Source organism: Synechococcus sp. MIT S9220 (genome assembly GCF_014304815.1).
GTDB lineage: Bacteria > Cyanobacteriota > Cyanobacteriia > PCC-6307 > Cyanobiaceae > Synechococcus_C.
This window is the reverse complement of the sequence record NZ_CP047958.1, coordinates 538,669-561,499: the sequence shown is the minus strand read 5'-3', so window position 1 is coordinate 561,499 and position 22,831 is coordinate 538,669. Positions and strand designations below refer to the sequence as shown.

The following is a 22,831-nucleotide window of genomic DNA, read 5'->3' as shown; positions in this document are numbered from 1 at the left end:
TGTACTTACGGGTTGCCGACCCACCTCGAGCACCACCTGTTCACCCAGCGAAGACAGAGCAGCGAGGTTCTCACTCCTATGAGTTCCCGCTATTTCTTGCATTACGCGACTCATTCACCTTTCTCCTGACCTTTAGAGAGACGGCGGCGAATGACTTGCTGCGCCATGAACTCACAAGCGTCGTCAACCAACTGCTGAGGGTCAGTCACTTCTGGATGGAGGCAGGCATAGACATTGAGGGTATTGATCCTCAATCGATTGGTGGCGTCACCCTCTTCTTCTGGGACGAGATCAAGGAGAAGACGTGCTTCCTCGATGGTCTTGATCTGCTGAGGAGACGGAACCCAGTCCGCCAGTTTTGGGTTGGTGCTGAATGGTTTGGTCATATCGGCAGTGGGTCATTTGTTTTGCTGCTGTTGACTGATGACGAGAAGTCGAAAACCCCGGCGGCGGGTGCTGTTGCCAGCAACTACTAGGCGTCAGATCCCATAAAAAAAGGGGCATTTCTGTCCCCTCCTACCCATGAGAACTCTGTGCCCTCCAAAGGGCAGGTGTTCCTCGGGTCTTCCTGATTTCTAAGCAGACCCAACCAAGGCAAATCATCTGAGCAATAGAAAGGAAAGCAAGGATGCGAATACGAAACCTGATTCCTGAAGTGATCAAGAGCATGCATGGGACGCGGCGCGAACCAACCGGCGGTGCATATCGACTGACCTAAGGCAGTCACCTCGCCAAGCAAAACCCACTTCCCCTGTACTGGGATCCACTAGGACATGAGGTCCTGCCGCTTCCACCCGCAGGAAAGAACTGATCACCAGGATTATTCGCCTTACAAAACCCACCACCCTTGTATTGCGACCCAGACGGACAAGCAGTCCCACTACTGCCTCCAGCACGAAACATCTGGTTAGCAGAAGCAGGCATTCCTATCGCCGAGATCGCACCCGCAAGAACGAAAGCAACAGCAAGATGAATATGAGTCAAAAGACCTCACAAAATTTCAATACTACTTCCAACAAAGAAACTTCCCACATCACCCTGGATGACCACCAACAATTTGATCAACATAGCGAATGCAAATAAATCCGAGTGACCATGGTTCCGAACAAGATGCTTCGCCATTTTTTCAATCAACTAGAGGGGTTGCGGGGGTAAATAATTCATCAGCATCTTTGCCTTGTGCTCGCAACGGGTTCCAGATCTTAGTGCAGGTTCATCACTCCTAACCTCAATCTTTAAAAGACATTTTTGTTCATTTGTCCAACTTGTAATCAATTTTATACACGACTTATATCCCAGTTCAGCATCAGGGGTGCATACCGCGAATAACTGTTTATCAGTGGTCCAATCATTATCAATTTGAAAACCGATACTTGCCAAACGATTTGATAGCGCAGAGCGCATATCAGAACTTTCTATACTCGCTACCCACTCGTAAGTCGCCACACGCTAAGCAGACAATAAAATTAAATCTACTCATTTATTCAAGTTTATCAATGTGTCGTGCAATACAGATCTTTCCTTAAAACTATGAATCCTCCGGACCACGTACAGGCGCCAAGGAAGGGAAACGAAGCAGGTGTTCCAACAACCAAACGGAAACGAGAACATCACACGCAAGTGCCAACACTGAGTCCTTACGGTTCCAATAAGGGTGTTCGGTTGCCATGGTTTCACTAACGCCCTTTTTGAAACGATGACTGCTTGAAGCGTTGGATATGCCCGCTGTTTCACGGCATCCCCAAAAAACAGACGCTCAGATTGCGACGTTGAAGGAAGAATGTTGTGCGGTCGACTTTGAGGAGACCATCAGGACCAGGGTCAAAGAGAAAGACCGACCTGAACTTCAGGCGGCACTGAATGCCGTCGTGGAAGGTGATGAACTGGTTGTGGCGAAATTGGATCGTCTCGGCAGAACGCAAGTGGAAGTGGTTTCTCGCCTGCATCAACTGCAGGAGAAAGGGATCCATGTCCGAACGCTGGATGGACTGGTCAACACAAAAGGACTGGGCAAGTTCGCTCCTGTCCTTATTGGTCTGCTCTCTGGTTTGGCAGAAGTTGAACGATCACTGATCCAGGAGCGAACACTGGAGAGCATCCAGCACCGCAGATCAACAGGAGGGAACCTGGGCGGTCGCCCAAAGACCAACGAAGCAAAGGAACGCTTGGTGCTTCGCCTCAGGAATGAAGGATGCTCCTATCGCTCCATTCGTGAGCAGACGGGACTGGCGCTCTCCACGATTCGGCGGATCATTGCTGAACAGGAGGCAGCACTGTGCTGAAAGTTCTAGTTGGCGTTGGTCTGGGGTATTTGCTCTTCACCAATCCAGGTGTGCGCCAGGTCACTGCTGATGCACTGCGTGCTGCTGCAGATGCTCTTGCGCCAGAGCATGAAGGCAAAGCATTTCAAGACCGAGTTCAGGATGCTGTGCTTGAACAAGTCCTAGAAAAAAATGAGAGTACTTCTACTGCTGATGTTGCTTCCGCTAATCCCAGCGAAGGCAGCACAACCAGACATCCAGTGCCCGGGGAAAAACACCGTTGAGATGAGATGGTGCGCCTCAAAAAGTTTGCAGGAATCCAATTCAGCACTTGAGAAAAAACTCGCCCCAGAGACCATGAAGCAATGGATAGAAGCAACCAGAGAGGTCTGCTCAAATGTGTATAGACCTTATTTGCAAGGAACAATTTATCCGCAACTTGTAGTTGGTTGTGATGACCGACTCAACAGAGTCCTCCTTAAAGAGTGGAATCGCATGGGAAGATAAAGTTGTAACTTCTAATCTTCAATGTGCTTGGTGCAGCAGTCAAGGAAGAACTGCCTGTGCTGCTGTTCAAACCCTTATTAGTGGTGCGAAAGAGGCAGTGAGCGTGAACCCACCCATCAAAACAGGCAACCATGCCTGATTGATCTCCCTCTCACATCAAAACAATAGACATGAAACGCCTTCTAGTCCTTTTCCTTCTTGCCCCTTCAACCGTTATTGCATCTCCAAAGTGCCAATGGGTCAGCGAACCAAACCCTGATGCGGTCATCCAAATCGGAGAGGTCAGTCCGATAGGGATCTTGTCCGCTGAACTCGTATGGAAAGGAAAGGTGATTCGTTCCTTATTGATGGGGCAACCAAATGGATACGGTTCCAGGTGGTGGGCGCACAAGGGCAACGACGGGAAACCAATCGGAGGTGGTCGCCTTGTGCCCTTCAAGGGCAATCAACCGACCAGAGGTACCAACCGAGAGGACTTGGGCGAAACAGCGCCAAGGAAAGCGCTGATCGTCGGTCTGGGGTCAGATATCTATTACTCCGATATGCGTGGCGAAAGGGGGTTGATCACAGCAGCAGAAGGTTTCTGGCAAATACCAACCAACTGCGAAACTCCAGGTCGGGGGAACTGGTGATGAGTTCCTCTGTCTTTCCCAGGTGTCTGATGTCTTCCCAGGGAGTCCCGCAAATGTGTTGTTGGATGTGATGACCGACTCAACAGAGTTCTTCTTGAAAAATGGAAACGTATGTGGGAATGAGGTTGTGACTTCCACTAATCAATTTCCTTGCCGTAGCAGTCAAGACACCCCACGCTGGTGATGGCAAACCAATCAAAGAGATGTGAGAGAGGCAGTGAGCGTGACCCCACCCATCGATACAGGTAACCACACCTGATCGATCTCCCTCTCACATTAGAACTATAGACATGAAATACCTTCTAAACCACTTAAATATTCCTAGTCATTAAATACCAATCCTTGTCTTCAAATTCAACCATGATTTACCTGTTGAATCAGTGAACCAAGAACGGTTCTCCTTGCGTAGTCCAAAAGCACAATAAGCAGTGCTCAAACCTGCTCCACAACGTTTACGAAACATTTCTCCTGCTTTCTTCAACTCTTTTTCTGTGAACGCAAATTCCACCTCTCTCATAACGCAGTCTTCGAATTCGTCTTTGCCAAAAAGCAAACGGTCATCGTCAAGACATTGCTGAAGGTTCCGTTGTGCCACCTCAATCGCCAATAGGCGAACAGGTTCACCACGCTCATAGCGTCGGTACTGCTTAGAAACGACCTCTGGTTTCCTCTTGCACCTGTATTTCTTCTCTGCTTTTTTGGAATCCTTCTTGACTTTGCCGAACTCCTTTCCGAAAAGGTCAGAGTCAACCTCCTTTCCGAGACGGAAGGAGGGATCCAAAAGGTCCTCCTTAAGGCGGGTGACGGCAGTTTCTCTTGCTGCTTCACCCTCAAGTGCCTCTTTTACGAATAAAATGAGTTGCTGCCTCTTGACTTCTAGAGCATCGTCATTAGAAAAAACATATCGCGTTCTTTTCATTGAACGAGCACAGGATTCATAACTGCTCTGGGTAACCTTGATATCTCCGATGGACTCCCGAACCAGGTCCTCTACTTCACTGTGCTTTTCGGTATCCAGCGAACCCAACATTGATTGCACATTGGACTGCTCCAACACCCAATCGATCAAGAAATTTTTCTTCTTTCCACTGACGAACCGCTTCTCATAACCCTTACCCGTTGAGTAGTTCGTCAATGAATAGATGGAAATAACAATCTCATTATTCATATAATCTAGGATTTCCTGGGCAACGTTGCCTGGGTCCGACTGTGACCTTTTCTTCAGACGGGAGAGCAAGTCAAAGACCGTCTCATTAGAGAAAGTGTCACGGCACCCCTTAATACGGGTACTGACAAAAGTCCTGTACCCCTTCCTGAGCAAACACCAAGCGCGTAAGACGTAAACCCCGTCGTCATATGCATAGACCTCCTCGATACGGACCTCTCGCCTTGTCGTTATGCCTGACTTATCGACGTAGTCGATCAGGAGACGGTCCTGGACTAAGAATTTCTCGCAAAGCAGTGGGCGCTTTTGCTCTTCATTGAAGTCGGTCTCAGGATCCTTAGGGGCAACCCGTGGTTGCAGTACCACTTCTGGCAATGCCTCCTGCACCTTTTCAGGTGGTACCCACTTGTACGTCGAGGCACCAACCTCCTTCCATTGAGGTTCAGGCGCCTCATACGTCAGGTCCCCTGTGAACCGTCCTTCACGCCTGCCCTTATTGGCGTACCGACTACTCCGATAGACATCCCTCAACTGTCTGTAGAAGGATTCACCAAACACCTTTTTGAGGACATTTCGAGCAGCAGTCCCCAGATTCATTGCAAATGAGAAGCGACCAGAACCTTAGACCCTCATCAAGAGGATCCCAGTCCCATAGAGAGAATATTGATCATTTAACAGTAAATAGTGATACTTACATACATTGCCAAAGCAATATTCCCGAAGAAACTCTCTTCAATAGAATGAGCACGAAAAGCAAGGGAACTGACTACAACTCTTCTATCCCTAATCAGGAAAACTGGGTTGGTAGTTCTTCTTTGCCAACTCCTTCTCCCTTGCATAATTCCTGTATTGTGGTGGATTCCACCTCTTGAGGAAGGTGGAGAACCTCATTGTGTGATTACAGGAATGAACTCCCTGTACACCGCCATTCAGTCCTCTATTGCAGGAGAAGAAATAGGTGAAGGTACCCTCTACTGGATAGAGAGAGGCACACTTCTCGTTGATCTTGCTCTCACGCTTCTGTGCGTCCCTACAGAAGGGGCAAGCAAGTGTCCAACCCATTCCATCCCTGAACTGTTTCTTTTGGCAGTGAAGCAAAGATAATTGCATCATCTGGATATACTTTTCCGTAATAGTCATTAGTTTAAAGCGAAATATAATTGCCCTCATTGGCACATGCACATTATACACAATTTATTCTATTTAGTCAATACTTATATCGATCAATAACACATGACAGAATAACAATTATCCAATAGAATGAATGCATAGAGTTGTTCAGCAAATGCTGTGTACTTAGAACTTCTAAGTTGCCTATATAATACATAGAGTCTTTCAGAAATTCTACATCTAAATAATTAAAGACCAAACACAAGAGTAGATGCCGAAGGCATTTTCACCACACGAAGTGGGGTGAAACCATTAAAGAAGCATCAAATAAATAAAGGTGCTTTTTGTATCCCTAGCGACCTAAGACTACTAGTCAAGAAGACTCCAGACGTGCCTCTAGAAACCCCAAGAAGAGTCCCTACCCAGTAAATACGCCAGTCAAAACGATGTTCCCAAAGAAGAAACAAAACAGGTTCCAACTTTCCTTTAAGACAAAAGAGGTTCCCGTCTACATGCCGATGGAAGAGTTCCTGATGGATGATTTAGATATTCCCACCAGGAGTGATACATACAAGATTGCACTTAAGAACCTTTACAGGCAAAGAAAGCAGGCACACTTGGAGATCACATGAGACAAGTCAAAATCAGTTCAGTCCAATATGAAATGCTTGTGGCACTTGGCAAACGATGGAGAATGAAAACAGAAGATCTGATCGCAGAACTTATAGAAGAAAACTACAAAAGTAAGACAAGGCGTTAAACTCTCAAACGATATTCAATTCATCTTCAGGTTTGACTACTTTTCGATGCATGCCAAGTTCCTCAATATTGAGCAAGTTATTCAACCTGTAGTAAGTCCTTTCAATTTCTGCCTCAGAGTTTCCAACGTTGTCAGCAATCAACCGTATACGAACTCCATTCAAGAGTTGATGAGTTATGTGAGTTGATCGCAAGGAGTGCAACGTGAATTTCCTGAAGTCAGTTGGCGTTCTGCCATCACGGGGAAATTTAAAGACCATTGCTGCCTCAACCAACGATTGATACTTCTTACGTATTTGTTCTGACGAATACGGAGACGTCTTCCAACGGACCTCATCCAATTTCTGTTCCGCCTCAAACCTCCTCATATTCCTCTTATCTTCTTTATTAATCGTATGAAAAATAGGATTCAAAAAAAGCAAGGTATCTTTTTCTGGTTTAGACAATAAAGGGATTCTCCCCTGAAACCTCCAACGGTATTTCTTTATCTCACCACTTTCAACTAATTCATTGTGCTCTTCGATTATTTGGTTACGCAATATCACACCCTTATTCAGATGAGATTTAACGGAATTGACCCAATGACCATTCATTACTGCGATTCGGCGTCCCGTTTTCGTTGCTGAACTGACCTCAATAATGCCTTTTAGTCTTCCATCCGGCATTCTCTTTGTACTGACATCTCCGACCCGCAAAAGCATTGCTTCGTGATATCTTCCTCCAAAGTGGTACATAAAAAATATCCAATTAAACATCCATCTCCTTCGCCATAAGGTCAGTTCATCGTCATCGTCCCTCTTCTGCACCCATTCCATAAGTTGGGACTTCACTGCATCCCATTCATCTGGCATAAATGCCGGATTAGCATCTTCCTTATACTCTTTTCTATCTCTAAGTTTTTTAACTTTAGGGAAAGAGGTTGCATCCAAGACATTCCTCTCAACCATCCAACCCATCAGTTCATTGAGTGTTGTCAAATCAGAATTGATTGTCGCAACCGAAAGACCAGAAGTCACAGTCTTCCACTTACCCTTTGTCTCTACCTTCCGGTAGTGAACACCATAATTCCCAAAACTCTCCTTACAAATATCTCCAATACTGTTAACACCAGTCAACTTTGCATAAGGGATAATGCGTTGGTGAATTCGCTGGGCATATGTCTTAACAGCACTCTCTTTGATTTCTCCGATCTGCGCTTGCTCTTCCTTCCATTCCAAAAACTCCTTACAAGCAGTGGCAAATAGAAACTTTTTATTCCTTGACCTCAGAGGTTGATTAATAGTTGAGGCATATATATCAAGCGCCTTATCGTGAGCAATCTGGATGTCGGTCGTCCCAAGAGAGATATTGGAATACTTTTTATCGCCTCTTGGAATACGAAGCGTCAAATATTCACGGTCTGCATACCCGATGATGAATGCCCGTCCATTCAGGGTTTCTTCCTTGAACTGGATTTTCGGCATCAGCGTTGAAATCCCTCACGGATTTTTTGGTTTCCCTCTTCCGCCTCAGCAGGGCACAACTTTGCCCACCTCATAAACGGATTACCTACAACTGTTTGGAACTTGGGTTCTCCTGCCGACGCTCCATCCCGATAGAAGACGTCCTGCTCCCAGGCACCACTCCGATCAGGGTTCTTGCTGGTGGCGAATCGTTCTCCCCTGCAATCAGCAAACAACCAAAGGTCCTGCACCGGCGGACCTGCTCTGCCCGATGCCGGTTCATCAACACATGTCACTGGAGTGGATTTCCAGTCGCAGTTCTGAACCCAGCGCCGCTGTCTGACTTTGACCCTCCACCACCCGTCAGACATCCGCTGAGGACGCGACAACTGCTCTGTCTTGACCCTGCAACCAGTTCCACACCCAAAGACCGGAAGAACGTGCTCCTGCGGCACTGAGGAAGGGGTGGCGGCACTAAGGACCAGCAGCACCAGAGAACTCAACATCTCCAGATCGCTGCGAAGTGTCCAACCTCCTGTCCAACCACGTGAAGACAAGCACCGTCAGCACTGATGTTAAGAGGGGCACTTTGCCTTGTCCAACTCTTGTCCAACTAGCAAACCCATTCCAGTGACTTGAGTCAGGGAATGTCGTGGGTTGCCAAAACCGTCTCCAGAGGGGCTGACTAAGAAAAATCTTACGGGCCGGCAGGCCGGCCCTCATCAGCGCTCAGCCCTGGTCGATGGCCTCGATCACGCCGTCGCGAACCACGACCGCAACCTGCATCTTGCTCACCAGGTTGTCGCCCACTTGAATGTCGCAGAAGCTCTCAAGCTGGCCCTGATCCACGATCTGTTCCATTTCAAGCTCGCGAACCTGGGCCTGCTGCTGAAGAAGATTGCGCTTCTGCTCGTCGAGCTCAGCCCGCTTAGCAGCAACCTGCTGCTGCACCTGAGCGACCTGCTCTTGCACACGCGGATCAAGGGGATTGGCGCTCTGACGCCGAACATCATCCACAACCTGCTGCCCCTCCTGCTCAAGCTGAGCCAGTTGCTGGTCGGTGGTGGCGATGCCAGCGCTCAACTCACGCTCGGCCTCTTCCTTCCAGGCCGGCGTGACCACGGCACGGATGGTGATGGAACGCTTGATCGACAGAGTGGTGCCGTCAGACATTGGGGCGAGGAATCAGCGCCAAGCGTCTCAGCCTCACGGCGGATGGTCAACCCGACCCTGACTGGAGGGCGATCAACGGCCATACACGCTCTCAATCAATGAGCGATCCCGTTCCGTGATCCGGTCTCGGCGTTGCTTGAGCGTCTGGGTGAGCAGGCCGTTCTCGATCGAGAATGGTTCGACCAGAGCCACACCAGCAAGACGCTCATCAGCCCTGGATCCAGCACGGTCCGCCAACAGTCGGTTCAACTCCCCGCGCAGCAGCTTGAGCAAGCGCTGATCACCGGGATGACCGCCCAGGTCATCACCTGGATCGCAGCCCTGTGAGCTGGCCCAGGCCTTGATCGCATCCGCCCGCGGCACCACCAGAGCCCCCAGTTGACGTTCGTCCTGCCCCACCAGCATCACTTGCTCGATCAGCGGGCTGGAGACCAGAGCCTCTTCAAGCGGCCCTGGCTCGATGTTCTCACCGCTGCTGAGCACGATCGTGTCCTTGGCCCGTCCGGTCAGGACCACAGATCCATCGGGGAGAAGCATGCCCAGATCGCCTGTATCAAACCAGCCATCGGCATCCAGCACCTTGGCTGTGGCCGCAGGTTTGCCGAGGTAGCCAGCCATCACCTGAGGGCCGCGCACCAGCACCACCCCACGTTCACGGAACCCAAGCGGCTTCCTGCTGTCGGCATCAACAATGCGGAACTCGGTATCCGGGAGAGGCAGACCGGAGCTACCGCGAATATTGCGCCAGGGCCGCCGGCAACTCACCACCGGACTGGTTTCCGTGAGACCGTATCCGACCAGGAGCTCGATTCCCACCGCTTCAAAGAAGGCATCCACGTGGGGAGCGATGGCACCTCCCCCATTAATCGGAAAGCGCAGTGCTCCGCCACTGAGCTGCTGCCTCAGCTTGGGCCAGATCAGCTTGGAGGCCAGCGCATGGGCTGGCCAGCGACGGCTCGCCTCAGCAGCAGCCTTTAGACGGTCGCGTTTGCGCAGCGGCTGAATCATCAGGTCACGACTGCGGCGCCTGGCGAGGGTGAAGGCCGTGCTGTTGGCCAAGGCTGCTCTCAACAGGCGTTGACGCGAGGCGGGAAATGTTTTCACGGCATCCTCGAAACCAGCCTGAACCGCTTCCCACAACCTGGGGACCGTGGCCATGATCACCGGCTTGACCCGTGGAAGATCCTTCTTGAGCTGCTTGATCGTGGTGTAACTCTGCGAGCAGGCACAGGAGAAGAAGTAGTACTCAGCGCTGCGTTCATAGGAATGCCAGATCGGCAGAACGCTCAGCACCGGTGATCCCGGTTCCGGGCGGGTCACGCAAGCGAGGCTGCGCATCTGATGCAGGAGGTTGGCGTGCGTCAGCGGCACGCCTTTGGGCCGACCGGTGGTCCCACTCGTGTAGAGGATCGTGGCCGTGGTGGCTGGCGCAGAGGCACGGTCCCGCCCAGTGATTGGATCCGGTACATCCTGTCCATTGGCAAGGCCGAGGAAAGTGTCGAAGTCGAGCGCGCCATCAGGTGCAGCCCCCTCAAGCACGAGCACAAAGCGCAAACGCTCCTGCAGCTCCGCCGGCAGCTGTAAACGCTGCAGCAGATCAGCGGTTTGCACCACCAGCGCGACGGCAGAGGAATCCTCGAGGATGTAGCGCAGCTCTTCCACTGGTGCTGCTGCCCCACGCACAGCATCAATGGCACCTGCCCGCATCAAGCCCTGATCAGCCACCAGCCAGCGAGGACTGTTCTCTGCGAAAAGCCCCACCACATCGCCACTGCCGATCTGCAAACTTCGGAATGCGGCAGCGGCCTGATCAATCCTCTCTGCCAATTCTTGGTAGCTGAGACGCTCCGGATGGGCGGCGTGAGGAGCATCAACCGCCATCACCTCACCGTGATGTGATTGCAACCAAGGCCAGACCTGATCCACCCGGCCGAGAGTTTGAACATGAGCCTGGCGAGCCAATGCTGCCTGCTCGCGGGACGTTGGTTGCCAGGTGGATTGAGCGGCGGCAGTCACGGGAACGGTCTGTAGTCGCCCAGGCCTATCACCTCAACGCTGCTTCGGCAATCACAGCTGCTCTTCATCTCTCTCCTGCCAAACCAAATCAAAGCGGGCAGCCAGTGCATCGCGCAACAGGGGTTGCACGCTCTCGATCTCCAGATCAGGGATCCAGTCGCAAAGTCGACCGACGGCTCGTCCTTTGAGTCCACAGGGCACCACGGATTCGAAACCCTCCAGATCGCAGGTCACGTTCAACGCAAGGCCGTGCTGGGTGATCCAGCGACGGCAACCGACACCGATGGCCGCCACCTTCTGCTGATCGAGCCAGACCCCGGTAAGTCCTTCGATCCGTTCCCCCTGCAGCCCGAGACGCTGCAACACATCAATCACCACCTGTTCCAGCTGACGCAGATACCAGTGCAGATCGGTGCGACGACGGCGCAGGTCCAACACCGGATAGGCCACCAGTTGACCGGGTGCATGATGCGTGACTTCCCCACCACGATCGATGCGGTGCAGCGGGGCAGGCGGATGTTCAGGATCAAAGAGCAGATGGTCTTCACTGGCGCCGCGGCCGAGGGTGTAACAGCTGGGGTGCTGCAGCAGCCAAACCGCTTCAGCTTCAGTGTCCGCATCAGAGGCGTTGTCTGACTCCAGGAGCAACCGCTCCTGCCAGCAGCGCTGCAGATCCCAGGCCTGCTGAAACGGCACCAGCTGTTCAGGCTGAAAAAGAAATGCCGAAGACCCGGTTCCGGAATCTGTCGGCGTCACTAGCTTTCCGTTAGGCGCAGGCACCGGAGGGATGCATGAAGCTTTTGATCCATGGTCGCAATCTGGATGTGACTCCCGCATTACGGGATTACACCGAGACGAAGCTTGATCGGGCGATCCATCACTTCAATGACCTGGTTCAGGAAGCAGATGTGCATCTGTCAGTAGCGCGCAACCCCCGCGTGCCGCAGCAGACGGCCGAGGTGACGGTCTTCGCTAACGGCACCGTGATTCGTGCCCAGGAACGCAGTGAGAATCTCTACGCGAGCATTGACCTAGTGGCGAGCAAGCTGGCACGGCAGCTGCGACGCTTCAAAGAACGCCACAGCGACCACCATCACAGCCCCGGCCACCGGGCCACCGAGACTCCCACCACTGAAGCGGTGCTTGATGACACCCCCGTGGACGATTCACTGTTCGAGGGGAAAGAAGCCCGGTTACCGAGCCCGGGTGTGCGGCGCAAGTACTTCGCCATGCCGCCGATGACGCTGGATGACGCACGCACCCAGCTGGATCTCATCGACCATGACTTTTACCTTTTCCGCGACAGTGAAAGCGGCGAACTACAGGTGATTTATCGGCGCAACCACGGTGGCTATGGAGTGATCCAGGCACGCAACTGAACTTTTCGTGGCGGCTTGATCCGTCGTTTGCTCAGCGATGACCAAGTCACCGCGCCGGCAGGACCTGCCGGACATCCCCCCTCTGATTCACCAGGCTCTGCTCAATCCACTCCTGCAAGAGGAGGAACTGCTGACGCTCTGCGACGCAGCCAAACAACTGGGCTTCGGCGGCGTGTGCGTCAGCCTCATCCACCTCGAAGCAGTGCGCAAGCGCCTGGGGGGACAGGGACCGGTGACGTTGATCGCCACCGTTGCCTTTCCATTCGGAGCACTGCCCGCCGAACTGAAACAGGCCCAGGCCGAATGGGCTGCTGCCCATGGTGCCGAAGCCCTCGAAGTCACACCCGACTGGTCTGCTCTCGTGAACGGTCGCGCCAACAGCTTCGCCGAGGAGCTGGCAGCGATCGCAGCACTGGATCTACCCATGACCGTCGTGATGGATATGAATCAGCTAACTGAGGCGCAGCTTGCTCTGGCAGCGGAGGCCGCCATGGATGCAGGGGCTGCATCGCTGCAGGCCGGCAACGGATTTGGAGCAGCGGTCTCCCCCAGTCAGATCAGAGAACTACGGCAGCTCACCCGAGGCCGTTGCGCCATCAAGGCCGCCGGTGGGATCAGGGAGCTTGAACAGGCGCTTGATCTCGTGGAAGCAGGAGCCATCGCGCTGGGAACCGGTCACGGTCCAGCGTTGGTGAAAGCCCTGCGACAACCACGACGATGAGTGGGGACAAGCGCCTGTCTGGACTGGCCCTCAAGGTGGGGCCCCTCGGGGAGCATGACCGGCTGCTCACCCTGCTCAGTGATGAAGCCGGCGTGGTGCGACTGGCAGTGCCCGGAGCACGCAAGCCACGCAGCAGCCTTGCCGCGGCAGTCCCGCTCACTCTGCTGGAACTGCAAGTGGTGGGTCGTCGCAGTTTGAAAAGGGTGCGTCAGCTGCAAGTCGTGCATAACTACAGCGGTGTTGGCAAGCAACTGGAAACACTGGCTGCCGCCCAAGCCCTGGCGGAACTAGCCATTGCCCTTGTGAGCGACTGCGACCCTGTTCCGGGAATGCTGGACGCGGTGCTGATTCATCTCGAGAGTTTCGAAGCCCTGAGCCGCTCCGACCAACCAAACGCAGATCTCTGCCTGGCCATGCTCGTGCAGGCGGGAGTGCATCTGCTGGCGCTGGGCGGCTATGGCATTCCACTGCAGATCTGCTGCCGCACTGGAGCAGATCTGGCTCCTCCAATCGGCCAGTGGGAATGGCGCTGCAGCCTTCTGCCTGAGGAGGGACTAGCGATCGGCTCATTACCGGGCGCCACGCTTCAGTTCAACCCATCCGAACTGGCTCTTTTGCAACGATTGCCCAGGGCGGAACTCCCCAGGAGACGCGATGGCCAACTGATGGGTCCACGTCCGGTGTGGCTGAAGCTCCTGGCTGTCCTGGAGTGCTGGTGCCGCACCCATTTGCCCCGCCCGGTGCGCTCACTGGAGATGGTCGGCAACTGCATGCCGTCGCAGTAAGCGATCATGAGCCGGTCATTGCTGGAACCTTGAGCGGATCCCCCCTGAACAGTCCTGAGCCGGTTCTACCCACCGGCAACAATCCGGAGGGAGGCCGCGGGCTCCAGGCTGTGTTGCGCCTGAGCGACTTCCGCAAACTCTGGATCGGCCAGATCTTCTCTCAGCTGGCGGACAAGTTCTACATCGTGCTGATGGTCTTTCTGATCGATCAGCACTTGCTGCTGACCACCCAACAGAACGGCGTTCTTGCGGAGGTGGCCTCCGATTACGGTCTCGATATCAGTACCCGCACCAAAGTCATCACCCTTCTGGCCACGGGAATCTTCGTAGCGAACACACTGCCGGCGATGGTCCTGGGCAGCGTGGCGGGGGTGTGGGTTGACCGCTGGCCGAAACGACGGGTGATGGTGGCCTCGAACGGATTGCGGGCACTGATGGTGATGCTGACGCCTCTGTTTCTGATTCCAGGCCCCCTAATCCTGGGACTGCCCTGGGGCTACTGGGGTCTGATCGGCATGACGTTTATCGAATCGATCCTCACGCAGTTCTTCGCACCGGCCGAACAGGCGGCCATCACCCTGCTTGTGCCTGGCCAACACCTACTGGCAGCGAACTCGCTCTACCAAACCACCAGCATGGGAGCCACCATCGTCGGCTTCGCTCTGGGTGAGCCAATCCTGCGAGCACTGAATCACCTGTTCAGCGCGGTCGGCGTGCGCGGTGGTGAGTTCATTCTGCTGCCGTTCTGTTACGGCATGGCGGCCCTAAGCCTGCTGGCGGTCAGCCACCGGGAGCGGGAAATCCACAACGATGGTCGATCGGTCTGGCACGAAATCGGAGAAGGGCTGCAGGTGCTGAAGCGCATCCCCACGGTGCGCAACGCCATGGTTCATCTGGTGTTGCTCTACAGCCTGCTCGCGGCTCTCTACGTTCTGGCCCTTCAGCTGGCAGGCCTGATTCGCAGTCTTGGCCCCTCTGGTTTCGGCATGCTGCTGGCGATGAGCGGCCTGGGCATGGCTCTTGGCGCCGTGATGATGGCCCAGCTCGGTCATCACTTCAGTCGCCGTCGACTCACCGCAGCAGGACTCGGCCTGATCACCTTTTCATTGGTGTTGCTGAGCCAGTTCAAAGGCTCGCTCAACAGCACTCTGGCGTTCTGCGGAATCCTCGGGATCGGAGCCGCACTGGTCGCCATTCCGGCACAGACGACTATTCAGGAGGAAACTCCGGTCTCCCAGAGAGGCAGAGTCTTCGGTCTTCAGAACAACCTGATCAATATCGCTCTCAGCTTGCCGCTAGTGCTGGCAGGCACTCTGGTCAGCAGCATCGGGCTCAGTCCGGTGTTGTGGTTGCTCGCCCTGCTGGCACTTGTTGCCGCCTTGCTCGAACGACCTTGGCAACGCTGCTAGCGTTTGCCAAGGCTGAAACTGGTGGCGGTGACGCATATTGCCTGGCTGGGCAAAAAAACTCCGTTCTGCGGCAATGTCATCTACGGGCTCAGCACAACGGAGGCCCTGAGGGCACGGGGTCATCAGACCAGTTTCATTCACTTCGATAATCCGAAGGCACCTGGCAGCAGCACATCGCTTCTCGCCAACGATCCCGATGTCAGCCTTCCGTATCTGGTCAAATCGCAGGTTTACACAATCCCCTCGCCGGGTGCCCAGCGTGAGTTGCGGGAATCGCTGGAACGTCTGCAACCTGATCTGGTGCATGCAAGTCTCACGCTGTCGCCGCTGGATTTCCGACTGCCGGAGCTCTGTCAGCAGTTGGGAGTCCCCCTGGTGGCCACCTTCCACCCTCCCTTCGACGCCAGCCTCCGCAACCTGACGGCAGGGACACAGCAACTCACTTATCAGCTCTACGCACCGGCACTCTCCAAGTACGACCGGGTGATCGTGTTCTCCGATCTACAAGCTGAATTCCTGGCGCGTCTTGGCGTACGCGAAGACCGTTTAGCCGTGATCCCCAACGGGGTTGATACCAACCAGTGGAGTCCCGCTGACCCACGACCAGAACCGGGCATCACACCGCCCATCGGCAGCGCAATGCATCAGGTGCGCTGCCGTCTTGGTCAGGAGCGCGTCTTCCTCTACATGGGACGCGTTGCCACCGAAAAAAACGTGGAAGCTCTTCTGCAGTCTTGGCGTCTGGTCGCCATGCAGGGCTGTCGCCTGGTGATCGTCGGCGAAGGGCCTTTGCGCAGCACCCTGCAGAACAGTTACGACGACGATGACGTGCTCTGGTGGGGCTACGAAGCCGATCTGGCCACGCGCATTGCCTTGCTGCAATGCGCCGAGGTGTTCGTGCTTCCCTCTCTGGTGGAGGGGCTTTCACTCGCCTTGCTTGAAGCTATGGCCAGTGGCTGTGCCTGTGTGGCCACCGATGCTGGAGCCGACGGAGAAGTGCTCGCTGGTGGGGCAGGAATCGTGATGAGCACCCTGGGCGTGACCAGCCAACTGCGCACCTTGCTTCCGGTGCTGCGTGATCAACCCGTTTTGACGCGCGAACTAGGACGACAGGCCCGCGAAAGAGTGCTGGAGCGTTACACCATCAGCCGCAATATCGACGCACTCGAGCAGTTGTATGGCGAGCTAATGCGTCGAGCTCCGCTGGCGGCCTAGCGCAAAGTCCGTCCATGTTCGGCGGCAGCAATCACCGCTTCGATCAGGGCTGTTCGAACACCAGCGTTCTCCAATTTGCGCAGAGCCGCCATGGTCGTACCGCCAGGTGAGGCGACCATATCTTTGAGCTGAGCTGGATGGAGTTGCTGCTGATCGAGCAATGCAGCCGTTCCGGCCAATGTCCGATGAGCGAGCCGGTGGGCTTGATCACGCGGCAAACCGGCAGCTACTGCGCCATCAGCCATGGCTTCAGCCACAAGAGCCACGTAAGCAGGGCCTGAGGAGGTCAACGCCAGAAACGCATCAAGCCTGGACTCCGGCAGCTCAAGAACTTCGCTCACTGGATCGAAAGCCTCCTTCACCCACTGACGCTGCTGCGCCGAGACACCTTCTGCAAATGCAAGTCCACACAAGCCTTCACCCACCAAGCAAGGGGTATTAGGAACCGCACGCACGCACGCACGACCAGGAAATTGACTCTGAAGACGCTCCAGAGTAACGCCCGCCAACACAGAGATCAGCAGCGGCGACTGGCCTGATGGAACTGGCCCAACGCATTCGGCCACAGCATCAAGCTGCTGGGGCTTCACCGCTAACAACTGAACCGGAGCATTCCAGGCGTCCATAGCCCGGGGATCAGAAGCGGAAACAACGGTCAACCCATTGGGCAAATCAGGGGTCAGCCGTGAGACAGAAGACTGACTGCCAACAACCCCGATGACATCGGCTGACTGAAGCTTGCCTCGTTCAATCAGAGGGAAGATCAGGGCCTGGGCCATCCGACCCAGACCAATCACACCAACAGAAACAGTCACCGAAGCGAAAACTCAAAGAGCGGCGGCATCCGAAACAGCCCAGGCCGGTGCGGGAGCAACGCTGCTCTCAGCTGAAGTTTGCTCAACATCCTTGGTGACAACCGTTGGAGTCGTGCTTTCGTCCTGACTGGCGTTGGTCACAGTGACGCAACTCGGGGCAAACAGGAAAATGCTCTCGCCAACACGCTCTTGATGTCCATCAATGGCGAACGTTCCACCGGCCACGAAATCAACCGCTCTTTGAGCCTGATCAGGCTCCATCATCGTGAGGTTGAGAATCACGGTCTTGCGTTCGCGCAAGGCCTGAATCGCCCTTGGCATTTCATCAAAACTGCGCGGCTCCATCAGAGAAACCTCTGCGGTGCCGGAACTAATCCCAGGCATCCCGATCACATTCGAACCTGAGAAGTTCTGGTCCATCTCAAACGGATTGGATGCATCCAGAGGCGCTAGAGCACTGCTGTTGACAGACGACATGCCCTGCATGCTGTCATCTTGCTCGCCTGTGTCGTAGTCGAGCTCGTCATAATCGCCATCTAGGTAATCGTCACCAGCAACGACCGCACGAAGACGAGAAATCAACGACACTGGAAATCTGCAGAACCTTGACCCTGAATAGCGCTCAAGGGAGTTGTGAGCAAGCGTGTCCAGATGAATTGATGTCCATCTCGCAACGTTGATTTGATCATTCCGATCAAGAAGACACAGGCGGCCGCGCACCAAACAGGGCTGATCCCACACGAACCCAGGTCGCACCGGCGGCGGCAGCTTGCGGCCAGTCGCCGCTCATCCCCATCGAACATTGAGACAGATCGAGCTCATCCGCCAGATCACGGCAATCCCTGAAAAGCCCCTGACGCTCGATGCTGTCTAGTCCCAACGGAGCCATCGTCATCAGCCCGGAGGCCTTCAGTCCAGGCAACTGTCGCAACACGGGCCAGGCCTCTTTAAGTGACTGAGGATCCCAGCCGCCCTTAGAGGGATCAGACCTCAGCTTCACCTGGAACAACACTGAAGGACAACACCCCTCCTCCAGGGCAATTCGGGATGAACGCTCCGCCAGCGCCATCGAGTCGATGGAATGAATCCAGCTGAAGGCCTTCACCACCGCGCGGACCTTATTGGCCTGCAGGCGGCCAATGAAATGCCAGCGCAAAGCGGTGAGGTCGGCGAGAGCCTGCTGCTTAGGCAAAGCCTCCTGAACCCGACTTTCGCCGAAATCAATCTGACCACAAGCGGCAAGCTCTCGAACTGCCGACGCAGGCTGCATCTTGCTCACAGCAAGCAGGTTGACTCCCTGCGGAAGACGCTGTTGCAGTTGCTGCCAGCGGGTCTGAATCTCCGTCACCCGAGCGGTCCGTCTTGCATGGTTCAGATGAAGGTCTGATCGAATAACTGCTTCCAGCTGCCGTAATCCTCCGAAGCATCCCGGCGACGGCGGGCAAGATTCAACTCAGCGTGGTGGCGCGCATCTAGATAAGGAATCACTTCAAACTGAGCCCCTCGAGGCTGCAGGGTGACGAGAAAGAACATGCGCTGGGCGTACAAGGTGGCGTACACATCACGACCTTCCCCCGCAGGGGCCACTCTGTAGAGCATCCCAAAGGTGGGGTGGTTGAGATAACCCTCAGCGCTCACAGACCTGAAAACGGGGATCAGAGAGCACCGTACCTTCCGCGCAGAACAAGAACAGTGACAAGCCCCACAGCAGCAACCCCGTTGAGAATGCTTGGGACAGCACCCTTCGAAGCCTGCTCAGGACGAAACGCATCTGCAGGCAACCAGGTTCCACCTCGCGCAAGCAACGCTTCAGCACCTTGTTCTGCACGCAGCAGGATGTTGGCCAGAAGGCGCTCTCCCACTGAAAGCACAAGCCCGAAGGAAGCTTTAAAACCGAGCCGGCGCAGGTTGACGGCACGACTGGCGAGCGAGCGCAACAGGTTCTGGAGTTCTTCCTGAACCAACGGCAGAAAGCGAAGAGCCAGAAGCAGCTGAAAGCTCAGTCGATCAATCGGCACTCCAAGTCGAGCCAGGGGAGCCAACCACCAACTGAGAGACCACATCAACTCCTCACTGGGGGTCGACAGCAACATCAGATTCACGCTGTGGACAACGGTCACGATCAAGGTGGCGCTGTTCAACCCCAATTCAGCCGAGCGGCGATCGACCACAAGCGGGCCCAGTTGCAGAGATCCCAACTGCAGAGGCCCTAGACGAATCAACTCCCAGGAAGGTGAGGTCAGTGTGAGGCCTGGAATCTCCGCCGGCGACCGCAGGTGCACGCTGGCTCCAGGATCACCGGTGGGCAGCAACATGGCCAGCAGCCCGACCGCACAGCCGAGAACACTGACCAGCAGCAACGAGCGCCACCACAGCCGAGCTGGCAATCCACTCACCAACGTGATTAACAGCAGGGCCAGCACGAGCGCCACGCGCCACAGAGGGCCTGCCAGTACAGGCGTGAGCAGAAACACCAGAACCCACAACAGCTTCAGGCGGGGATCCAGCTGGCGCAGCCAACCACCGGCACCATCCACGTACTGCCCGATCGGAATCTGCCTCAGCCAATCCATGCTGCTCAGCCCTGATGGTTCTGCTGCCTGGCCAGATCCTTTTCGGCGTCGCGCTGCTGCTTCCCACGCCAGAACAGCTTCAAGGGAGTGCCATCAAATCCGAGCCCTTCCCGGATCTGACGCTCGACATAACGCCGATAGGTGTCACCGAACAGCTTGGGGTCATTCACGAACAGGGTGAAACTCGGGGGCCTGGTTGCCACCTGGGTGCCGTAGTACAGCCGGCCCTGACGTCCGCCTCTTGTTGTCGGCGGGCTCCGCCAGCTGAGGGCTTCCTTCAGCACTTCGTTGACCACGGAAGTGCTGACACGACGACGGTGCTGCTCCACAGCCAGAACAGCCAGAGCGAAAATGCTGTCAACACGCTGGCCGGTGAGTGCTGAGGTGAACAGCATCTGGGCCCAGTCGAGGAAATACAGCTTGGAACGCAGCTCCTTCTCCATGGCCGTCATGGTATGGCTGTCCTTCTCCACGGCATCCCATTTATTGACAACAACCACGCAGGCCCGACCGTCTTCTTCGATGCGACCTGCAAGGCGTTGATCCTGCTCGGTCACACCGTCCAATGCATCGATCACCAGCACGCACACATCACTGCGCTCAATCGCCTTGAAACTGCGGTTGATTCCAAAGAATTCAGGCCCGTAATTAACACTGCGACGCCGGCGGATCCCAGCGGTGTCCACCAGGCGCCAAGGACGGTTTTCACGCACGATGCTGGTGTCGATCGTGTCGCGCGTGGTGCCTCGAATCGGACTCACAATGGCCCTCTGTTCACCGCAAATGGCATTCAGAAGGCTTGATTTACCCACGTTGGGACGACCAATGATGGCCATTTGAATCGGCTCTTCCTGATCACCCTCTTGATCTTTCGGAGGCAGGAATGTGAGCACCCGATCCAGGACTTCTGCAGTGCCTGCACCATGAATTGCGGAAATGGGGTAGGGCTCTCCGAGGCCAAGGCTCCAGAACTCCGCAGCCATGGCCAGACCCTGATCAGGTGACTCGCACTTGTTCACCGCGAGCAGCGTTGGACAACGCTGACCGCGCAGGAACTCCGCGATGGCCTCATCCGATGCCGTGAGGCCCTGCTGACCATCAACAATCACCACAGCAACACTGGCCTCCTCGAGAGCCAGCGCAGCCTGCTCACGGATTTCAGGCAGAAACTCACTGTCGTCATCGAACACCAACCCACCGGTGTCGACCACCTTGAATTCGCGATCTCCCCAATAGCCATCTTGATAGGTGCGATCACGCGTCACACCTGGCTGGTCGTGGACGATCGCCTCTCGACTTCGGCAGAGACGATTGACCAGCGTGGATTTACCAACGTTGGGGCGCCCGATAATCGCGACGACGGGACGCGCCAAGAAGGTCCACAGCAAGAACAGTCTTGACAGTACAGAGGCACCTGCCTGCGAGATCAGGACCCGAAAGGGAAGCCGCTCAACTTTTCATTTCGCCAACAGGAATGGGAATTCTTTCCAAGCGAGACCAGTAAGACTCGGATGAGACAGCTAGCGATAGGTCAGTGAACCTGCTGTCACACCATCATGCTCGAACTGATCGCCACCCTGGTGGTGGACCTCTCAGATCAACAGCTCACCGTCTACGACCAGAACCAAGAAATTGTGCGGGTCATCCCCGTGAGCACCGGCAAGGCATCCACGCCAACTCCCACTGGAGAAGCCAAGGTGCTGACCAAATATCGCTCCGTCACCATGCGCGGCCGTGGTTATGTCGCACCCGGCGTGCCCTATGCGATGTGCATCACCGCAAACGAAATGATCTGCATGCACGGAGCTCCCTGGCAGGAAGACGCCGGCCAGGCCTTCGGCGTTCCCCGCAGTCATGGCTGTGTCCGCATGCCCACGCATCAGGCCCGCTGGCTGTTTGAAAACACGCTCAAGGGCACCAAGGTGGTCATACAGGTATGAGGCTCATTGCACCGGCGGATCTCCGGGGTGCCCCCGCACCGGATCCGCCGGTGCATCGAGCAGAGGCGGCAGAGCTCCTTCCTCTGGCAGCAGCTCACCAGCTGAGACCAACCAGGCGAGTAACCAGTTCACCGCCGTGGCGCGGCGAGTGCGCCTTGGATAGAGCTCATGAATTCGATAGCCGCCGAACTGCAGCTGTTGCTTCAGCAGCTGTTTGGATTCCTTGGGAATCGACCGGGTCAGACGCACCGAAGCGGGCCGCACAGCAATCACCTGCGGAGCTTCCGGGAAGGCCTCTCTCCAGGCGGCGGGCGTCGCAGGGCCTGCCAGCCATGACCCCGCACCATCCTCAGGGGGGAGATAGCCCAATCGCTCCCAGACCAGCGACGCCACGAATCGGTCGCTGAGCCGATCTTCAAGGATCGCCATGAGTAGGGCCCGGCTCAGGCTCCAGGAGTGTGAGGACATCGCCGCATGCTGTCATCGACAGCCGCTGAGGGGGAAGGGATGACATGACATGCCCTGCAGCACCTCGATTAACTTCGGAGCCATGTAAGTCTTCGACACAGTCCTGGAACCGAAGACGTCGCTTCTTGGTGATGCACGCCTGCAGCGTCTGATTTTTCGACTTCCCCACGAGGTCATGGCAACGGCCAGACGCGATCGACGACGACGACTCAAGACCCCTGATTAGGGGGGACTGGCCAGTCCCCACAGCATTCAGACCGTGAACCTTCAGTTGCCGCTGGATCTGATGCAGGACGTGGAGCGACTGGCTCAGTGCGAAGACTGGTCCAACCAGGCCTGGCTACGCAACGCCATCGAAGCCCAGGTTCGCGACATGCATGCCCGGCTCGGACTGGATGAGTCCGCGTCCTGACACCGCTTGAAACCTGCAGTTAGCGAGGATGTATGAACTGAATCCAATC

The 22,831-nt window shown here is 55.3% G+C and carries 23 protein-coding genes; 9 read left to right on the top strand and 14 right to left on the bottom strand.

The genetic code is table 11. The features are described from left to right. Window positions 1-110 precede the first annotated feature (110 nt). The gene (locus SynMITS9220_RS02880; RefSeq protein ID WP_186990573.1) at window positions 111-386 is read right to left on the bottom strand and encodes a hypothetical protein; all 276 of its coding nucleotides are present in this window, start codon (window positions 384-386) and stop codon (window positions 111-113) included. 1,332 nt (window positions 387-1,718) lie between these two features. Here SynMITS9220_RS02880 and SynMITS9220_RS02875 point away from each other — a divergent pair. After that, entirely contained in the window at window positions 1,719-2,282 is a 564-nt protein-coding gene (locus SynMITS9220_RS02875) for a recombinase family protein (protein WP_186990571.1), read from the top strand. Beyond that, window positions 2,276-2,545: a hypothetical protein gene (locus SynMITS9220_RS02870; RefSeq protein WP_186990569.1), complete on the top strand. Its 270-nt coding sequence runs from the start codon at window positions 2,276-2,278 to the stop codon at window positions 2,543-2,545. The genes SynMITS9220_RS02875 and SynMITS9220_RS02870 overlap by 7 nt, the downstream gene beginning before the upstream one ends. Window positions 2,546-3,728: 1,183 nt before the next feature. Here SynMITS9220_RS02870 and SynMITS9220_RS02865 read toward each other — a convergent pair. The 6 genes from SynMITS9220_RS02865 to lipB form a co-directional block, all read right to left on the bottom strand. Continuing rightward, the gene (locus tag SynMITS9220_RS02865; protein ID WP_186990567.1) at window positions 3,729-5,162 is read right to left on the bottom strand and encodes a transcriptional regulator; all 1,434 of its coding nucleotides are present in this window, start codon (window positions 5,160-5,162) and stop codon (window positions 3,729-3,731) included. A gap of 1,277 nt (window positions 5,163-6,439) precedes the next feature. Beyond that, window positions 6,440-7,897 carry a site-specific integrase gene (locus SynMITS9220_RS02860; RefSeq protein WP_186990565.1) on the bottom strand — a complete coding sequence of 486 codons (1,458 nt, stop codon included), beginning with the start codon at window positions 7,895-7,897 and terminating at the stop codon, window positions 6,440-6,442. After that, window positions 7,897-8,433, bottom strand: a complete 537-nt coding sequence (locus SynMITS9220_RS02855) for a mannose-6-phosphate (RefSeq protein ID WP_255483195.1) — start codon at window positions 8,431-8,433, stop codon at window positions 7,897-7,899. Before SynMITS9220_RS02855 ends, SynMITS9220_RS02860 begins: the two co-directional genes overlap by 1 nt. A gap of 172 nt (window positions 8,434-8,605) precedes the next feature. Then, a complete protein-coding gene (locus SynMITS9220_RS02850; protein ID WP_186990563.1) occupies window positions 8,606-9,049 on the bottom strand; it encodes a YlqD family protein in 444 nt (147 codons plus the stop codon). Between the two features lie 72 nt (window positions 9,050-9,121). Beyond that, complete coding sequence (locus tag SynMITS9220_RS02845; protein WP_186990561.1) at window positions 9,122-11,065, bottom strand: AMP-binding protein; 1,944 nt, start codon at window positions 11,063-11,065, stop codon at window positions 9,122-9,124. Between the two features lie 51 nt (window positions 11,066-11,116). Beyond that, window positions 11,117-11,845, bottom strand: a complete 729-nt coding sequence (lipB, locus tag SynMITS9220_RS02840; protein ID WP_255483194.1) for a lipoyl(octanoyl) transferase LipB — start codon at window positions 11,843-11,845, stop codon at window positions 11,117-11,119. Between the two features lie 11 nt (window positions 11,846-11,856). Between lipB and hpf the strand changes: the two genes are divergently transcribed. Genes hpf through SynMITS9220_RS02815 form a run of 5 tightly spaced genes read left to right on the top strand, consistent with a single transcriptional unit; the run spans window position 11,857 to window position 16,574 of the window. Beyond that, window positions 11,857-12,444, top strand: a complete 588-nt coding sequence (hpf, locus tag SynMITS9220_RS02835) for a ribosome hibernation-promoting factor, HPF/YfiA family (RefSeq protein WP_186990557.1) — start codon at window positions 11,857-11,859, stop codon at window positions 12,442-12,444. Between the two features lie 37 nt (window positions 12,445-12,481). Next, entirely contained in the window at window positions 12,482-13,165 is a 684-nt protein-coding gene (locus tag SynMITS9220_RS02830) for a 2-deoxyribose-5-phosphate aldolase (protein ID WP_186990555.1), read from the top strand. Then, window positions 13,162-13,950 carry a DNA repair protein RecO gene (gene recO, locus SynMITS9220_RS02825; RefSeq protein ID WP_186990553.1) on the top strand — a complete coding sequence of 263 codons (789 nt, stop codon included), beginning with the start codon at window positions 13,162-13,164 and terminating at the stop codon, window positions 13,948-13,950. The genes SynMITS9220_RS02830 and recO overlap by 4 nt, the downstream gene beginning before the upstream one ends. Before the next feature lie 29 nt (window positions 13,951-13,979). After that, window positions 13,980-15,359, top strand: a complete 1,380-nt coding sequence (locus tag SynMITS9220_RS02820; RefSeq protein ID WP_067093923.1) for an MFS transporter — start codon at window positions 13,980-13,982, stop codon at window positions 15,357-15,359. Window positions 15,360-15,386: 27 nt separating this feature from the next. Then, window positions 15,387-16,574: a glycosyltransferase family 4 protein gene (locus SynMITS9220_RS02815; RefSeq protein WP_186991791.1), complete on the top strand. Its 1,188-nt coding sequence runs from the start codon at window positions 15,387-15,389 to the stop codon at window positions 16,572-16,574. On the opposite strand, the gene proC is transcribed toward SynMITS9220_RS02815, so the two are convergent. The 6 genes from proC to der all read right to left on the bottom strand — a co-directional run bounded on the left by proC (window position 16,571) and on the right by der (window position 21,335). Further along, window positions 16,571-17,389 carry a pyrroline-5-carboxylate reductase gene (gene proC / locus SynMITS9220_RS02810; RefSeq protein ID WP_186990551.1) on the bottom strand — a complete coding sequence of 273 codons (819 nt, stop codon included), beginning with the start codon at window positions 17,387-17,389 and terminating at the stop codon, window positions 16,571-16,573. The two genes, SynMITS9220_RS02815 and proC, sit on opposite strands and share 4 nt — an antisense overlap. 12 nt (window positions 17,390-17,401) lie before the next feature. Continuing rightward, complete coding sequence (locus tag SynMITS9220_RS02805) at window positions 17,402-17,977, bottom strand: cell division protein SepF (RefSeq protein ID WP_186990549.1); 576 nt, start codon at window positions 17,975-17,977, stop codon at window positions 17,402-17,404. 106 nt (window positions 17,978-18,083) lie between these two features. Next, complete coding sequence (locus SynMITS9220_RS02800) at window positions 18,084-18,737, bottom strand: YggS family pyridoxal phosphate-dependent enzyme (RefSeq protein WP_186990547.1); 654 nt, start codon at window positions 18,735-18,737, stop codon at window positions 18,084-18,086. A 23-nt stretch (window positions 18,738-18,760) separates the two neighbouring features. Then, window positions 18,761-19,027, bottom strand: a complete 267-nt coding sequence (locus SynMITS9220_RS02795) for a PipX family protein (protein ID WP_067093917.1) — start codon at window positions 19,025-19,027, stop codon at window positions 18,761-18,763. A 17-nt stretch (window positions 19,028-19,044) separates the two neighbouring features. Then, complete coding sequence (locus tag SynMITS9220_RS02790) at window positions 19,045-19,962, bottom strand: energy-coupling factor transporter transmembrane protein EcfT (RefSeq protein ID WP_186990545.1); 918 nt, start codon at window positions 19,960-19,962, stop codon at window positions 19,045-19,047. Between the two features lie 5 nt (window positions 19,963-19,967). Next, window positions 19,968-21,335, bottom strand: a complete 1,368-nt coding sequence (gene der, locus SynMITS9220_RS02785) for a ribosome biogenesis GTPase Der (RefSeq protein WP_115125365.1) — start codon at window positions 21,333-21,335, stop codon at window positions 19,968-19,970. A gap of 183 nt (window positions 21,336-21,518) precedes the next feature. Here der and SynMITS9220_RS02780 point away from each other — a divergent pair, with 183 nt between their 5' ends. Next, a complete protein-coding gene (locus SynMITS9220_RS02780) occupies window positions 21,519-21,902 on the top strand; it encodes a L,D-transpeptidase (protein ID WP_115125202.1) in 384 nt (127 codons plus the stop codon). Window positions 21,903-21,905: 3 nt separating this feature from the next. Here the strand turns inward: SynMITS9220_RS02780 and SynMITS9220_RS02775 are convergent, their stop codons facing one another. Then, entirely contained in the window at window positions 21,906-22,370 is a 465-nt protein-coding gene (locus tag SynMITS9220_RS02775; protein WP_186990543.1) for a DUF1823 family protein, read from the bottom strand. A 259-nt stretch (window positions 22,371-22,629) separates the two neighbouring features. Here SynMITS9220_RS02775 and SynMITS9220_RS13275 point away from each other — a divergent pair, with 259 nt between their 5' ends. Beyond that, window positions 22,630-22,782 (top strand): hypothetical protein, encoded by a 153-nt coding sequence (locus SynMITS9220_RS13275; RefSeq protein ID WP_255483193.1) that lies wholly within the window; start codon window positions 22,630-22,632, stop codon window positions 22,780-22,782. The last annotated feature ends 49 nt before the right edge of the window (window positions 22,783-22,831 follow it).

Bases quoted from the DNA above. Each gene is read 5' to 3' on its own strand.
- hpf (WP_186990557.1), top strand. From the start codon at position 11,857: ATGAAGCTTTTGATCCATGGTCGCAATCTGGATGTGACTCCCGCATTA.
- SynMITS9220_RS02780 (WP_115125202.1), top strand. From the start codon at position 21,519: ATGCTCGAACTGATCGCCACCCTGGTGGTGGACCTCTCAGATCAACAG.
- SynMITS9220_RS02790 (WP_186990545.1), bottom strand. From the start codon at position 19,962: ATGGATTGGCTGAGGCAGATTCCGATCGGGCAGTACGTGGATGGTGCC.
- recO (WP_186990553.1), top strand. From the start codon at position 13,162: ATGAGTGGGGACAAGCGCCTGTCTGGACTGGCCCTCAAGGTGGGGCCC.
- SynMITS9220_RS02860 (WP_186990565.1), bottom strand. From the start codon at position 7,897: ATGCCGAAAATCCAGTTCAAGGAAGAAACCCTGAATGGACGGGCATTC.
- SynMITS9220_RS02875 (WP_186990571.1), top strand. From the start codon at position 1,719: ATGCCCGCTGTTTCACGGCATCCCCAAAAAACAGACGCTCAGATTGCG.
- SynMITS9220_RS02830 (WP_186990555.1), top strand. From the start codon at position 12,482: ATGACCAAGTCACCGCGCCGGCAGGACCTGCCGGACATCCCCCCTCTG.
- SynMITS9220_RS02865 (WP_186990567.1), bottom strand. From the start codon at position 5,162: ATGAATCTGGGGACTGCTGCTCGAAATGTCCTCAAAAAGGTGTTTGGT.
- SynMITS9220_RS02775 (WP_186990543.1), bottom strand. From the start codon at position 22,370: ATGTCCTCACACTCCTGGAGCCTGAGCCGGGCCCTACTCATGGCGATC.
- SynMITS9220_RS02880 (WP_186990573.1), bottom strand. From the start codon at position 386: ATGACCAAACCATTCAGCACCAACCCAAAACTGGCGGACTGGGTTCCG.
- SynMITS9220_RS02850 (WP_186990563.1), bottom strand. From the start codon at position 9,049: ATGTCTGACGGCACCACTCTGTCGATCAAGCGTTCCATCACCATCCGT.